This window comes from Amycolatopsis sp. YIM 10 (assembly GCF_009429145.1).
In the GTDB taxonomy this organism is placed as follows: Bacteria; Actinomycetota; Actinomycetes; order Mycobacteriales; family Pseudonocardiaceae; genus Amycolatopsis.
The window spans coordinates 612,475-625,453 of record NZ_CP045480.1 but is presented as its reverse complement, the minus strand read 5'-3'; the positions used below and the strand labels follow the sequence as shown (position 1 = coordinate 625,453).

15 protein-coding genes are annotated in these 12,979 nt (G+C 69.2%); 2 read left to right on the top strand and 13 right to left on the bottom strand.

Annotation, left to right across the window (positions count from 1 at the left end; translation table 11 throughout):
• Positions 1 to 40: 40 nt before the first annotated feature.
• The 6 genes from ectA to YIM_RS03110 form a co-directional block, all read right to left on the bottom strand.
• Complete coding sequence (gene ectA, locus YIM_RS03135) at positions 41 to 541, bottom strand: diaminobutyrate acetyltransferase (RefSeq protein ID WP_153028894.1); 501 nt, start codon at positions 539 to 541, stop codon at positions 41 to 43.
• Between the two features lie 280 nt (positions 542 to 821).
• On the bottom strand, positions 822 to 1,358 hold the full coding sequence (locus YIM_RS03130) for a DinB family protein (protein ID WP_153028893.1): 537 nt from the start codon (positions 1,356 to 1,358) through the stop codon (positions 822 to 824).
• A 12-nt stretch (positions 1,359 to 1,370) separates the two neighbouring features.
• On the bottom strand, positions 1,371 to 2,606 hold the full coding sequence (locus tag YIM_RS03125) for a DUF445 domain-containing protein (RefSeq protein ID WP_153028892.1): 1,236 nt from the start codon (positions 2,604 to 2,606) through the stop codon (positions 1,371 to 1,373).
• A gap of 37 nt (positions 2,607 to 2,643) precedes the next feature.
• Positions 2,644 to 3,420, bottom strand: coding sequence for an Abi-alpha family protein (locus YIM_RS03120; protein ID WP_228004525.1), 777 nt, complete (start codon positions 3,418 to 3,420; stop codon positions 2,644 to 2,646).
• Between the two features lie 78 nt (positions 3,421 to 3,498).
• A complete protein-coding gene (locus YIM_RS03115; protein WP_153028890.1) occupies positions 3,499 to 4,110 on the bottom strand; it encodes an alpha/beta hydrolase in 612 nt (203 codons plus the stop codon).
• The gene (locus YIM_RS03110; RefSeq protein WP_153028889.1) at positions 4,107 to 5,072 is read right to left on the bottom strand and encodes a ring-cleaving dioxygenase; all 966 of its coding nucleotides are present in this window, start codon (positions 5,070 to 5,072) and stop codon (positions 4,107 to 4,109) included. Before YIM_RS03110 ends, YIM_RS03115 begins: the two co-directional genes overlap by 4 nt.
• Before the next feature lie 97 nt (positions 5,073 to 5,169).
• Between YIM_RS03110 and YIM_RS03105 the strand changes: the two genes are divergently transcribed.
• Positions 5,170 to 5,628, top strand: coding sequence for a MarR family winged helix-turn-helix transcriptional regulator (locus tag YIM_RS03105; RefSeq protein WP_153028888.1), 459 nt, complete (start codon positions 5,170 to 5,172; stop codon positions 5,626 to 5,628).
• A 13-nt stretch (positions 5,629 to 5,641) separates the two neighbouring features.
• Here the strand turns inward: YIM_RS03105 and YIM_RS03100 are convergent, their stop codons facing one another.
• From YIM_RS03100 to YIM_RS03080, 5 genes are all read right to left on the bottom strand, one after another.
• Positions 5,642 to 6,079 (bottom strand): hypothetical protein, encoded by a 438-nt coding sequence (locus tag YIM_RS03100; protein WP_153028887.1) that lies wholly within the window; start codon positions 6,077 to 6,079, stop codon positions 5,642 to 5,644.
• A gap of 347 nt (positions 6,080 to 6,426) precedes the next feature.
• Entirely contained in the window at positions 6,427 to 7,272 is an 846-nt protein-coding gene (locus YIM_RS03095) for an ABC transporter permease (protein WP_153028886.1), read from the bottom strand.
• Positions 7,269 to 8,240 carry an ATP-binding cassette domain-containing protein gene (locus YIM_RS03090; protein WP_153028885.1) on the bottom strand — a complete coding sequence of 324 codons (972 nt, stop codon included), beginning with the start codon at positions 8,238 to 8,240 and terminating at the stop codon, positions 7,269 to 7,271. The genes YIM_RS03095 and YIM_RS03090 overlap by 4 nt, the downstream gene beginning before the upstream one ends.
• Positions 8,241 to 8,269: 29 nt before the next feature.
• On the bottom strand, positions 8,270 to 9,121 hold the full coding sequence (locus YIM_RS03085) for an SRPBCC family protein (protein ID WP_153028884.1): 852 nt from the start codon (positions 9,119 to 9,121) through the stop codon (positions 8,270 to 8,272).
• On the bottom strand, positions 9,118 to 9,441 hold the full coding sequence (locus tag YIM_RS03080) for a helix-turn-helix transcriptional regulator (protein ID WP_153028883.1): 324 nt from the start codon (positions 9,439 to 9,441) through the stop codon (positions 9,118 to 9,120). Before YIM_RS03080 ends, YIM_RS03085 begins: the two co-directional genes overlap by 4 nt.
• 189 nt (positions 9,442 to 9,630) lie before the next feature.
• On the opposite strand from YIM_RS03080, the gene ilvD reads away from it, so the two are divergent.
• On the top strand, positions 9,631 to 11,295 hold the full coding sequence (ilvD, locus tag YIM_RS03075; protein WP_153028882.1) for a dihydroxy-acid dehydratase: 1,665 nt from the start codon (positions 9,631 to 9,633) through the stop codon (positions 11,293 to 11,295).
• Between the two features lie 42 nt (positions 11,296 to 11,337).
• On the opposite strand, the gene YIM_RS03070 is transcribed toward ilvD, so the two are convergent.
• Both YIM_RS03070 and YIM_RS03065 read right to left on the bottom strand, forming a co-directional pair.
• Complete coding sequence (locus YIM_RS03070) at positions 11,338 to 12,081, bottom strand: class II fructose-bisphosphate aldolase (RefSeq protein ID WP_153028881.1); 744 nt, start codon at positions 12,079 to 12,081, stop codon at positions 11,338 to 11,340.
• A complete protein-coding gene (locus YIM_RS03065) occupies positions 12,059 to 12,976 on the bottom strand; it encodes an ROK family protein (RefSeq protein ID WP_153028880.1) in 918 nt (305 codons plus the stop codon). The genes YIM_RS03070 and YIM_RS03065 overlap by 23 nt, the downstream gene beginning before the upstream one ends.
• Positions 12,977 to 12,979 lie beyond the last annotated feature (3 nt).

Below are 12,979 nucleotides of genomic sequence, written 5' to 3'. Positions count from 1 at the left end.
CCGTCCGTCCCTGTGGAGTAACCCCGTGGCCATGTGCGAATTATCTGCGCGTCAACGGCCCGATTCGATAAAGGTGCTCGGGTTCGTGCACGCCGTCGTCATCCGGGAAATCGGCGGAACCGAAGAGTTCAGCGCTTTCCAGATCGGCTTCCCAGCGCTTCGCGAAGGACTCGAAGAGCTTGATGGAAGCTTGGTTGTCCGGGGTGATCGTGGTCTCGAGGTAGCGGACGCCCTGGCCGACCAGCCGGTCGAACAGGGCGTCGAGCAACGCTCCAGCCAGCCCTTTTCCCCGCTGCGACGCGTCGACGGCGACCTGCCAGACCAGCGCCGCCTCCGGGTCGGACGGCCTGCGGTAGCCGATCACGAAGCCGACCGCCGCGCCGTCGGATCGCGCGACCACCGAGGTGTCGGCGAAATCGCGGCACCACAGCAGATAGGCGTACGACGAGTTCAGATCGAGCTTCTGGGAATCGCGCGCGATACGCCAGAGCGCGGCACCATCTGCCTTGGTCGGGGATTCGATCAAGTGCTTTCCGGACATGTCAAACGAACTTAACAGAATCGCAAAGGGGCCTCAGCCCGCACGAACTAGTGCAGGTGGCCTACCAGCGCAGACACAGAAAACCCTGTGAGTATGGCAACAGTAACGTAGGTTTGCTGCTTTCCGTGGCCTATAATGCCGCAGCCCACCGATACCGCTTCGTGACGAAGCGGTCTCACTTCGGACACGGTAGTGGTCACGCTCACGAGATGCGACCCAAAGTGCACGTTTGGCCTAAGCATACGCTGGGTACCCCGGTACTTTACCCAGCCGGAGGGGCTTACTCCCCGACCTCGCCGTCGGCGAATTCACGCAGTACGTCGAGGTGCCCGACGTGCCTCGCGGTCTCCTGGACCAGGTGGGTGAGCACCCACCGAACGGTCTTGTCCTCGCCAGGTCGTCGCACCGCGTCATCGGCGGACATCCCGGCCAGCGCATCACGCGAGATCCGCCATTCCTCCTGGTAGGCGGCCACCAGCTCGGCGGGCGACTGCTCCTTGCCGAGGCGGAACAGGTGGTCGTGATCGCTGGTGTCGCCCCACAGGTCGGGCAGGTCGCTGCCGCCGCCGACGATGGTCAGCCACCACCGCTCGACCGCGGTCAGGTGCCGGATGATCCCGAGCGCGTTCATCTCCGGTGATGCCGGGAACGGGCAACCCGCGGCCTCGGCCCTGGTCAGCCCGGCGACCTTGTTGACCGCCGTCGCGCGCAGGAAGTCGAGGAAGCCCCAGAGCAGGGTCAGCTCGTCGCCGGCCCGGGTCTCCGGCCAGGACCGGTCGACCGATTCCGCCATTTCTCCCGAACTGGAGTTCGACATGCGGAAAATGTATCAGGCGGCGAAGTGCTCCAGCAGCAGGACCTGCGCCTCACCCACGGCGAAGCCGAGCAGCGCGCCGGTGGCGATCAGGATCCATTCGTCCTGCTGGAAGGCGGGCCGGAGCAGGCCCTCGAACTCGTCGGGCGGCAGCTCCTTCATCTTGCTGACCAGCAGGTTCCGGATGTCCATCGCGTCTTCGGCGTAGTCCTCGATGTAGGTCATCGTCTCCGGCAGCCGCGCCATGATCAGCTCGGAGATCCGCAGCTTCATCGACTGGTAGCGCCTGCTGCCCACCGCCATCACCACCAGCGGCCTGGCCAGGCTGGTGTGCTTGGCCAGCTCCGTGTCCACCTGCCGCTGGACCAGCGCCAGCACCTTGTCCGAGGCGGGCCCGCGCAGCACCGCCTCGATCACGTTGTGCGGGGTGATGATCTCCTTGGCGATCAGCGCGCCGTAGGCCTCGGACACCTCGGCGCGGCGCTTGAGGAACAGGCCCTGCCACTCGAACAGGCCGAGGTAGCGCTTCGGCTGCTGCGGCCGGAAGATCATCTTCAGCGCCAGCCAGTCGGTGAACCACCCGGTGAACAGGCCGAACAGCGGCATGATCACCGGGAGCTTGAACAGCATCCAGACCACCATCTGGACCACGCCGATGGCCCCGCCGAAGAAGATTCCGGAGCGGGCGATGAACTTGAACTCCTTGTCGCCCGCCTCCTGGAAGATCCGGTTGAGCAGCCGTTTGTCCTTGACCAGGCTGGTCACCACCATGTCCTTGAGGTCGAAGACGCTGTCCACGTCCTGTTTGACCCCGTCCATGATCGACGCGACCATGCGCGGCGACTCGGCCTGCACGCGGGTGATCACCAGCCGCTGCACCCGCGTCGGCAGCGATTCCCACAGCCCCGGCTGGTACTCGGCGGCCACCTCACGCACGATCTCCTCGACGCCGGCCAGCAGCGGCTTCTCGATCTCCTTGGCGATGCGCGCGGGGTCGAGCCGGTTGACCACGTCGCTCGGCTTGATCAGCTGCTGGGTCATCGTGTCGCAGGCGATGCCCGCCATCCGCGCCGCACGCTTGGGCACCACCCCCTGCCAGCCCAGGAACGGTTTGATGCCAACGAATTCCACCGGCTGGAACATCATCCGGATGGCCACCAGCTTGGTGGTGTACCCGATCAGCGCGGCGATCAGCGGAATGGAGCAGTAGAGCGGCCAGTTCCGCGCGAAGTCATCGACGATGCCGCTCATGGCTCATGATCACACGGGGGTCCACCTGGGACAATGATCAGCTTCGCGCCGGGTCGCAGGCCGCCCAGAAATCCTTGCCGAGCCGCGAGATGTGCACGGTCCGGCGAACGAACTTCACCCGTTTGACCGAGTTCTCCGCGGCCCGCACCGCGTCGTCGGTCAGCAGGATCTCGTACTGGGTCTCCAGTTCCGGCACTTCCTCGTCCAGTTCGGCCAGGCCGAGCCCGATCAGCCGGGTGACGTAGCTGGGCACGTGGTCGAGCAGGGTCACCCCGGCGGCTTTGCCCACAGTGGACGCGTTGCGCAGCACCACCCGCCCGGCACCACCGAGGCCGTTGCGCTCGGTGACGTCGATCAGCGGGAAGGGCGCACCGTCGGCCAGCGCGGACAGGATGCGTGCCTCGTCCGGGGTGAGCTGGCGCAGGATGATCGCGTAGAGGTACTCGCGGGCGCGCTCGCGGCCGAAGCCGATGGACCGGTTCAGCAGCTCGGCCATCGCCGCGCGCAGCGGTTCGATGGTCTCCGAGGACGGCATCACCACCACCGTGCCGCGGATCTCGCCGGCCAGTGGGGGCTGGATGTGCCGCCCGTTGCCGACGTTCATCGCCGACGCGGCGCTCAGCGCGGCGAGGTACGGGTCGTCGACCTCTTCGAGTCGCCGTCGCAGCTCGGTCAGCGCGAGCCGTTCGAGCGAGCGGAGCCCGCGCTCGGCGGCGTCGGCGCCGGGCAGGCGCTTGCCGAACGTGTACCCCGCGCGGGCGGCGATGCTCGCCAGCTTGCCCGCCCGCTCGGCGAAGTTCTCCGGAACACCCACGGCGCGCCCTCCCCTCGTGACGCCCCGGATACTACTTTTCAGTAGGTTCAGTAGGCCGAACGGACGCCGTTGCTTCCATCACACCACGAGCCAGGCCTTCGCGGCGGCCAGCCCTTCGAGGGTGATCTGGTGGCCACCGGCGTGCCGGTGCTCGGTGACCTCGGCCGAGCGTTCCCGCAGGAACTCCACGTACTGCTCGGTCGAGGCCAGCGGCGCCATCGGGTCGCGCTCGCCGTTGGACAGGAAGACGCGGGTGCCGCGCAGTTCCTTCGCGGGCGGGTCGGGGACCGGGGACATCGCGGCGAACAGCATCGCCTCGGTCAGCGCGTCCGGGCGCAGCAACACCGTCGCGGCGGCGATGTTGGCCCCGTTCGAGAAGCCGACCGCGACCAGGCGCCGATCTCCGAGGCCGTACAGCTCGCGTGCTTCGAGCACGAAGTCGGCGAGCTGGTTCGCCCGGAAAATGACGTCCTTGGTGTCGAAGACGCCCTCACGCAGGCGGCGGAACCACCGTGCGGCGCCGTGCTCGGAGACCGGACCGGCCGGCGCGAGCAGCGTCGCCTCCGGATTCAGCTCCCCGGCGAGGCCGACCAGGTCGTCCGGCCCGCCGCCGGTGCCGTGCAGCAGGAGCAGCACGGGCGCCGAGGGGTCACCTTCGACGAACTTGTGCTCGAACTGGAGGTCGGTCATTTCCGCTCCATGTCGTTTTCCGCGGGCAGCCGCAGCTTCGGCAGCGAGGCTTCGATCTGGTCGCGGGTCGGCTCCAGCCACGGCGGCAGCTTCAGCGCGCGGCCCAGCTCCAGCAGCGGCTCGTCGATCGCGAAGCCCGGCTCGTCGGTGGCCATCTCCAGCAGCGTGCCGCCGGGCTCGCGGAAGTAGATCGAGCGGAAGTACTGGCGGTCCAGGATCGAGGTGACGTTCACGCCGCGGTCGACCAGCTCCTCGCGCCAGGCCACCTGGGTCTGCTCGTCGGGCACCCGCCAGGCGACGTGGTGCACCGTGCCGGAGGCGACCAGCCCGCGTGGCGCGTCCGGCGTGACCAGCACGTCGACCAGCGCGCCGGGGCCACCCTCACCGGCGGCGAAGCGGAACCGGTTGCCGTCCTGCTCGGTGAAGCTCAGCCCGATGCCGTCGGTCAGCATCTCCGCCGTCGCGTCCTCTTTGGACACCGACAGGGTGACCGAGTGCAGGCCGCGGATGGCGTGCTCGGCGGGCACCAGCGGGGTGTCCCACGGGTCGCGGGGGTCGCCCTGCGGATGCGCGACCAGCGCGAGCTTGAGGCCGTCCGGGTCGGCGAAGGTGAGCACGTCCTCGTTGTCGCGGTTGGTCACCCGGCTGGTCCGCAGGCCGGTGGCCTCGAGGTGCTGCTTCCACCAGCCGATCGAGTTCTCCGGCACGGAGAACGAGGTGGTGGTCGCCTGGCCGGTGCCGTGCCGTCCGCCGGGCGCGTCCTTCCACGGGAAGAAGGTCATCAGCGTGCCGGGCCTGCCGGACTGGTCGCCGTAGTAGAGGTGGTAAGTGCCGGGGTCGTCGAAGTTGACCGTGGTCTTCACCAGCCGCAGGCCGAGGGTGCGGAGGTAGAAGTCGGCGTTGCGCTGGGGGTCGCCGCCGATGGCGGTGACGTGGTGCAGGCCGCTGGTCTTGATGGACATCGCTACTCCTCGGGAAGCGGGGTGAACTCAAGCTAACCCGGAAACCTCTCGCGCGCAAGATATATTCCGGCGAGAGAACTGCGGTACACTGGATCGCGTGACGCGACCGGATCCGTGTACCGACGACGACGAGATCGTGACCTGGTGGGGCCTGGTGATCGAGGGCTACCTGGCCACGCAGAACAAGCTGATGGGCGAGATCGCCGAGCGGTTCGGCCTGGCGCCCGCCTCGTTCGACATCCTGCTGCGACTGGTGCGCTCACCCGACAACCGCATGCCGATGACCCGCCTCGCCGGCGAGGCCGCCCTGTCCAGCGGTGGCTTCACGAAGGTGGCGGACCGCCTGGTGGCGGCCGACCTGATCTGCCGCGTCCCGTCCCCGGACGATCGGCGGGTCACCTACGCCGTGCTCACCGACCACGGCCTTTCGGTGGCGCTTGAGGCACGCCGGGCCTGCGCCGAGATCCTGCGCAAGATCGTCCTGGCGCCGCTCGGCACCGAGGCCTCCACCTCACTGGCCGACGCCATGCGCACGCTGCGCACGCACAACTCCTGATTCAGGCGCTGTCCTAGGCGCTCAGCGCCTCGGCGCGGGCGGCTTGCTCGGTGCGGATGCCGATCGCCACCCAGGTGACGAAGGCCCAGACAGCCAGCGAAGACAGCACATCGGTGAAGATCGTGGCGAACCAGAAGGCGGGGATGTCCGGCACCCCGAAGAAGAAGTGGCCCAGGCTCGCCAGCCCCGAGAGGGAGAAGACCAGCAGGTAGGCGTTCGCCGCCCAGTAGCGGCGACGGCCGTAGGCGAGGAACGCGAGCACCGCGAAGGTCGCGAAGACAAACCAGCCACCGCCGACGAGAATGCGGGTCGCCAGCAGGATCAGGCCTTCCACCGGCGGGTAGTCCTGGGCGCGGATGGTGTTGTGCGCGTAGTGCAGGCCTGTGGTGAGCAGGCTTCCCAGCAGGACCCAGCGCAGGATCTTCTGGCCCCGCTCGTGCTGGATGGCCATCGTCGTCTCCCCAGATTTGATAGATCGCTCTAGCGTGGAGAGTAGGCTGGGAGGGGCTTTCGGACAAGTGCTTTCGGAGGGGGACCCACCCCGGTTTTTCGGTGTGACTACGGCAAAGACCCCGATGTCAAGGCGGGAAAGATGCCTTGACATCGGGGTCTTTGCCGTGTTTTGGCTGTGGACCGGGGAGGGGAGGGGGCTGGGTGGTTCCCTGGTTTGGGCTCCCGGCTCACTTTTGGGTGGGCCTTAAGCCTGGGTGCTCGGCTCACGTTGGGTGGCGTGGTTGGTCCTTGAGCTTGGGTGCCCGGCCCACGTTGGGGGGCGTGGGCTTGGTTGGCGTGCCTCGCTCAGCGTTGGCGGCCGTAGAGGCGCATGGTGATCGGGCCGAAAACGGCGATCAGCACGGCGCACGAACCGAAAACCCACAGCAGGTCCGAGCCGGCGACCGTGCCGTGCATCAGGCCGCGGACCGAGCTGACCAGGTGCGTCACCGGGTTGATGTCGACCACCGCGCGCAGCCAGGACGGCATGGTGGCCGGGTCGACGTAGATGTTGCTGCCGAAGGTCAGCGGCATCAGCACCATCATGCTCCAGCCCATCACCGACTTCGACGTGGACAGCTTCAGCCCGAACATCGTCCACACCCACGACAGGCTGAACGAGAACACCAGCAGCATGGCCACCCCGGCGACCACGCCGACAAAGCCGCCTTCCGGGCGGAAACCGAGCAGCAGCCCCAGAAGAATGGTGATCGTGGCCCCGAGCAGGTATCGCACGGCGTCGCCGAACAACGCGCCGACGATCACCGACGGGCGCCAGATCGGCAGCGAGCGGAACCGGTCGAAGATGCCCTTCGAGATGTCCTCGTTGATGCCGACGCCGGTGTACATGGTGATCATCACGACGCTCTGCACCAGGATGCCCGGCAGGAAGAACTGCAGGTAGTTGTCGGTGGACCCGGCCAGCGCACCACCGAACAGGTAGGTGAACATCAGCGTCATCATGATCGGGAACGCGGTCACGTCGAACAGCTGGTCCGGCACGTGCTTGATCTTGAGCAGCGCGCGCCAGCCGAAGGTGAACGAGGTGGACAGCGCGCTCGGCTTCGGCGGCCGCTCCCTGGTCGCCAGCGCCTTGAGCAGCGCGTCGTCGACCACCTGGCTGGACGTTGCCTGCGCGGATGTGGTGGTCATGCCACGCTCCCCTCGAGTTCTTCTTCGGTCTCTTCGGCGGTGTGCCCGGTGAGCGCCAGGAACACCTCGTCCAGGCTCGGCTGGCCGAGCGAGTAGGCGGCCACCCGCACCCCGGCGGCGGGCAGTTCGGCCAGCGCCGCGGCCACCTTGTCCGGCTCGGGCACGCGCACGGTCAGCGCCACCGGATCGGAATCGAGTTCGACCGGCACGTCGAGCACCCGTCCGAGCACCCGGCCCGCTTCCTCGCGCATCTCCGGCTCGGCCACGCGGACGTGCAGCGCGCCGGTGCCGACCGACGCCTTGAGCTGGCCCGACGTGCCCTCGGCGATGATCTTGCCCCGGTCGATCACCGCGATCCGGTCGGCCAGCTGGTCGGCCTCCTCCAGGTACTGCGTGGTCAGCAGGACCGTGGTGCCGCCGGCGACCAGCGCGCGCACGATGTCCCAGACCTGGTTGCGGCTGCGCGGGTCGAGGCCGGTGGTCGGCTCGTCGAGGAACATCAGGTCCGGGGCGATGACGATGCTGGCGGCGATGTCGATCCGCCGCCGCATGCCACCCGAGTACGTCTTCACCAGCCGCTCGGCGGCCTCGTCCAGCCCGAACGCCTCGAGCAGCTCGGTCGCCCGCTGCTTCGCCGACGGCCGGGAGAAGCCCAGCAACCTGGCCAGCAGCACCAGGTTCTCCATGCCGGACAGGTCCTCGTCGACCGAGGCGAACTGGCCGGTCAGGCTGACCCGCCTGCGGACCGCGTCCGCCTCGGTGGCCAGGTCGTGCCCGAACACCCGCGCCGTGCCGCCGTCCGGTTTGAGCAGGGTGGCGAGCATGCGGATGGTCGTCGTCTTCCCCGCGCCGTTGGGCCCGAGAAAGCCGTAGACACGGCCCTCCGGCACGGCGAGGTCGACCCCGTCCACCGCTCTCGTTTTGCCGAACGTCTTCACCAGGCCGTCGGCCTCGATCGCCAAGTCCATCGAACCCCCATCGGGTAGATCATCGATCTTCAAGTTCCGCGGAGCAGGTCGGCGAACAACTGCTCGAGGCGCTCCTGCCAGGCGGAAAGGACGGTAGCGCGCACCCCCGACAGTTTCGCCGGGATTGTCTGGGTCAGCTCCACGTAGGTGGCGAGTTCGGGTTCGTGGACCAGACGCCAGCGCACCAGCCCGGCGTCCTCCCCGTCGTGCGACCACCGGTAGGTCAGGCCGCGCGGCGCGTCCACCGCGGTGACCTGGCCGGCGGGCACCGGGCCGATGGTGAACGGTAGCGGCGGCTTCTGCCCGATTTCAACCGTTTTCCCCCCGCTGAGCGCGGCCCACACGGTGTCGAACGGGCGCCACACCACGTCGAGCACGAAGCGCACCCCGTCCTCGGTGACCTCGCCGCGGGCCAGGTCGAATTCACGCAGGTAGGACACCATGAGCGGGCGGTGGTCGAGCGGCTCCTCGGTGCGCCCGTCGAGCTGCGCCAGCAGCGCGGCGAGGCAGGTGTCCCAGCCCGCGGCGGTGCGCGCCGCGGTGAAGTGCGCGCCCTCGTCGAGGGTGTGCGTGAACACCAGCACGCATCCGGCTTCCGCGGGCAAAAGCTCGAAGCGCAGCACGTCGGAGTTCCAGCGGAAGGCATACACCTTGGGTGAGTCGTATTCGAGGATCTCGCCGTAGCTGATCTCGTCCTCGCCGGGGAAGGTGAATTCCATCTTCGCGCCCGGCTTCGGCTCGGCGGTGATCAACGCCGGGAACCAGTTCGCCATTTCGGCGGGGTCGGTGATCGCGCGCCACACTTTCGCGGGCGGATGCCGGAGCGTGCGCTCGAACCGCAGCACGGGCTTGCCCCCGACGGTGTTCAGCTCGGCCTTCATGACGGGTCCTCCTCGTCGGGCATGGTTTCCAGGTGGCGCTCGAGCGCGTCGAGGCGCGCGTTCCACAGCGCGCGGTAGGGCGCGAGCCAGGCGTCGACCTCGGCGAGCGGCTCCGGGCACAGGCGGTACCACCGCCGCTGCGCGTCCTGGCGGACTTCGACGAGGCCCGCTTCGCGCAGCACCTTCAGATGCTTCGACACCGTTGGCTGGGTGAGCGTCAGCCGGTCGACCAGGTCCCCGACCGGCCGTTCACCGGTGCGGAGCAGGTCGAGGATCTCGCGGCGCCGGGGCTCGGCCAGCACTTCGAACGTAGTTGCCACTCCGGCAATATAGCCGGTTAGGCATTTACGTTGTCAAGGCGCGGCCCCGCAAGCTGGACTGCACAACCTGCGGGGCCTCGGCCGAGTTAGCGCCCGGGCACAAACCCAACCTGCCGAACCGAGTACCCGTGAGCCGATCCTCCACACCACGGACTCGCGGTCGGCTCCGGCGACGGACAGAATGGGGCGATGGCCGACCTGAAACCACGCAGCCGGGATGTCACCGACGGAATGGAACGAGCGGCCGCGCGCGGCATGCTCCGTGCCGTCGGCATGGGTGACGAGGACTTCGCGAAACCGCAGATCGGCATCGCGTCCTCGTGGAACGAGATCACCCCGTGCAACCTCTCGCTGCAACGGCTGGCGCAGGCGAGCAAGCAGGGCGTGCACGCCGGCGGTGGCTTCCCGATGGAGTTCGGCACCATCTCGGTGTCCGACGGGATCTCCATGGGGCACGAGGGAATGCACTTCTCGCTGGTGTCCCGCGAGGTGATCGCCGACTCGGTGGAGACGGTCATGCAGGCCGAGCGCCTCGACGGCTCGGTGCTGCTGGCCGGGTGCGACAAGAGCCTGCCGGGCATGCTGATGGCCGCCGCCCGGCTCGACGTGGCCTCGGTTTTCCTCTACGCGGGCTCGATCCTGCCCGGCACGGTGGACGGCCGCGAGGTCACCATCATCGACGCCTTCGAGGCGGTCGGCGCGTGCGCGCGCGGGCTGATCTCCCGGGAAGAAGTGGACAAGATCGAGCGGGCGATCTGCCCAGGCGAAGGCGCGTGCGGTGGCATGTACACCGCGAACACGATGGCGTGCGCGGCCGAGGCGCTGGGCATGTCGCTGCCGGGATCGGCCAGCCCGCCGTCGGTGGACCGCCGCCGCGACCGGTTCGCGCGCGAGAGCGGCGAAGCCGTGGTCGGGCTGCTCGGCGCGGGCATCACCGCGCGGCAGATCCTCACCCGCGAGGCCTTCGAGAACGCGATCGCCGTGGTGATGGCGCTCGGCGGGTCGACGAACGCGGTGCTGCACCTGCTGGCCATCGCGCACGAAGCCGAGGTCGAGCTGACCCTGGACGACTTCACCCGCATCGGCGACCGGGTGCCGCACCTGGCCGACGTGAAACCGTTCGGGCGGCACGTGATGACCGCGGTCGACCGGGTCGGCGGCGTGCCGGTGGTGATGAAGGCACTGCTGGACGCGGGCCTGCTGCACGGCGACTGCCTGACCGTCACCGGGAAGACGCTGGCCGAGAACCTGGCCGAGCTGGCACCGCCGGAACTGGACGGCGAGGTGGTGCGCAAGCTGTCCGACCCGATCCACCCGACCGGCGGGCTGACCATCCTGCACGGCAGCCTCGCGACCGACGGCGCGGTGGTGAAGAGCGCCGGCTTCGACTCGACGCGTTTCGAAGGCACCGCAAGGGTTTTCGACGGTGAGCAGGCGGCGATGGACGCGCTGCCGACGCTGCAGGCCGGTGACGTGGTGGTGATCCGGTACGAGGGTCCGCGCGGCGGGCCGGGCATGCGGGAGATGCTCGCGGTGACCGGCGCGATCAAGGGCGCCGGGCTGGGCAAGGACGTCCTGCTGCTCACCGACGGCCGGTTTTCCGGTGGTACCACGGGATTGTGCGTCGGGCACGTGGCGCCGGAAGCCGCGCACGGCGGGCCGATCGCCTTTGTCGACGACGGGGACCCGATCGTGCTGGACCTGACCACCCGGACGCTGGACGTGGTGGTGGACCCGGCCGAACTCGCGCGACGGCGGGAAGGCTGGACGGCGCCGGTCAGCCACCGGACCGGCGTGCTCGGCAAGTACGCGCGCCTGGTGGGCTCGGCCGCTCAGGGCGCCGTCTGTTCGTGACCGCCCGGGTGCTGTGAAGGTGGCTTCACGGCACCCGCTGGCTCAAGCTCCGTGCAGTTCCAGGATCCGGCTGACTTCGGCGGCCAGCCGGTCCCGTCCGGCGGCCAGGTACGCGCACGGGTCGTGCATCGACGGGTTCCGGTGGCGGTACTCCATCACCCCGTCCGCGAACACCCGCCGCACCAGGTCGGCGCAGGTCAGGCGCATCACCCCGGCCTGGACCGCGGCGGCCAGCTCATCGTCGGTGCCGACCGGGCAGTCGGCCAGCGCGAGCGGCACGCCGGTCCGCTGCCGCAGCCGGGAAATCAGGTCCAGGTCCGGCTGGCCGTCACGCGCGCCGACGGCCAGCGTGTCCACCCCGGTGGCCGCCGCGAACTCGCCCGCGTTCACCGGATCGACCCGTCCGCCGAGTCCGGCTTCCACCCAGACCCCGTTGCGGTGGCAGTACTCCACCACCTCCCGCGTCACCGCCAAGTCCGAAGTGGACACTCGGAACAGCACCGAGCCGAAGCCCAGTTCGACCACCTCGGTCATCCGCGACAACGAGTCCACGTGGTCGAAGTGCAGCGCCACCGGCACGGTCGCCGACTTCGCCGCGGCCAGCGCCGCGGCCGCGATCGGGGCCAGCGCGCCGTGGTAACGCACCGCGGCCCGGCTGATCTGCAGCAGCACCGGCGAGCGCACCGCCTGTGCCCCGTCGATCACCGCGCTCAGTTGCTCCAGCTGGATGACGTCGAACGCGACCCGCCCCGGCCGCAGGATTTCACGCACCGATACCAGCGGCATCCGTCACCTGCCAGGCGAGCAGTCCGGCGCCGAGGCAACCGGCGCGATCGGCGAGTTCGGCCATCCGCAGTTCCGGCGCCCGCTGGAAGGTCAGGTACTCCCCCAGCGCGCGGCGCACCGGGTCGAGCAGGAACTCCCCCGCGCTGAACAGCCCGCCGCCGAGCACCACCACCTCCGGCGCGATCACCGTGGTGAGCAGCCGGAGCCCGCGCGCGAGCGCGTCCACCGCCTCGTCGAAGATCACCTTCGCGTCCGGATCACCGGCTCGCGCCGCGTCGACCACCACGCGCGCGCCTTCGTCGGGGCGCCCGGTCCGCTCGGCGAACCGCCGCCCGATCGCCGATGCCGACGCGACCGCCTCCAGGCATCCGACCGCACCACACGGGCACGGCAGGCCGTGGCCGACATCGGCGTGCCCGATCTCCCCCGCGTAACCACCCGACGCGTACGGCTTCCCGTCGATCATGATCGCGACCGCGATTCCCGTGCCCACCGGGAGAAACGCGGAGTTGGCCACCCCTCGCGCGGCACCGACGGTGGCCTCCGCGAGACCGCCGGCACGTACGTCGTGGTCGAAGGCGACCGGCACGCCGAGCCGTTCGGCGAGGATCGCCTCGAACGGCACGTCACGCCAGCCAAGGTTGGACGAATAGAGCGCCACACCCCCGTCGACGATGCCCGGCACCACCACACCGACCCCGGCCGGCGCGCTCCCGCCGGTCAGCTCCGCGGTCAGCGACACCACCTGCTCGGCGACCGCCGCCGCGGTGGTGTGCCCGCCGAGCGCCCGCGCGGTCGGCTGCCGCAGCACCTTCAGCTCGGTCAGGTCGCGGTCGAGCAGTGCGGCTTTGATCGCCGTCCCGCCGATGTCCAGTGCCACCACCGCAGAATCCATGGG

Bases quoted from the DNA above. Each gene is read 5' to 3' on its own strand.
- ectA (WP_153028894.1), bottom strand. From the start codon at position 541: ATGTCCGGAAAGCACTTGATCGAATCCCCGACCAAGGCAGATGGTGCC.
- YIM_RS03130 (WP_153028893.1), bottom strand. From the start codon at position 1,358: ATGTCGAACTCCAGTTCGGGAGAAATGGCGGAATCGGTCGACCGGTCC.
- YIM_RS03125 (WP_153028892.1), bottom strand. From the start codon at position 2,606: ATGAGCGGCATCGTCGATGACTTCGCGCGGAACTGGCCGCTCTACTGC.
- YIM_RS03115 (WP_153028890.1), bottom strand. From the start codon at position 4,110: ATGACCGACCTCCAGTTCGAGCACAAGTTCGTCGAAGGTGACCCCTCG.
- YIM_RS03110 (WP_153028889.1), bottom strand. From the start codon at position 5,072: ATGTCCATCAAGACCAGCGGCCTGCACCACGTCACCGCCATCGGCGGC.
- YIM_RS03100 (WP_153028887.1), bottom strand. From the start codon at position 6,079: ATGGCCATCCAGCACGAGCGGGGCCAGAAGATCCTGCGCTGGGTCCTG.
- YIM_RS03095 (WP_153028886.1), bottom strand. From the start codon at position 7,272: ATGACCACCACATCCGCGCAGGCAACGTCCAGCCAGGTGGTCGACGAC.
- YIM_RS03090 (WP_153028885.1), bottom strand. From the start codon at position 8,240: ATGGACTTGGCGATCGAGGCCGACGGCCTGGTGAAGACGTTCGGCAAA.
- YIM_RS03085 (WP_153028884.1), bottom strand. From the start codon at position 9,121: ATGAAGGCCGAGCTGAACACCGTCGGGGGCAAGCCCGTGCTGCGGTTC.
- ilvD (WP_153028882.1), top strand. From the start codon at position 9,631: ATGGCCGACCTGAAACCACGCAGCCGGGATGTCACCGACGGAATGGAA.
- YIM_RS03070 (WP_153028881.1), bottom strand. From the start codon at position 12,081: ATGCCGCTGGTATCGGTGCGTGAAATCCTGCGGCCGGGGCGGGTCGCG.
- YIM_RS03065 (WP_153028880.1), bottom strand. From the start codon at position 12,976: ATGGATTCTGCGGTGGTGGCACTGGACATCGGCGGGACGGCGATCAAA.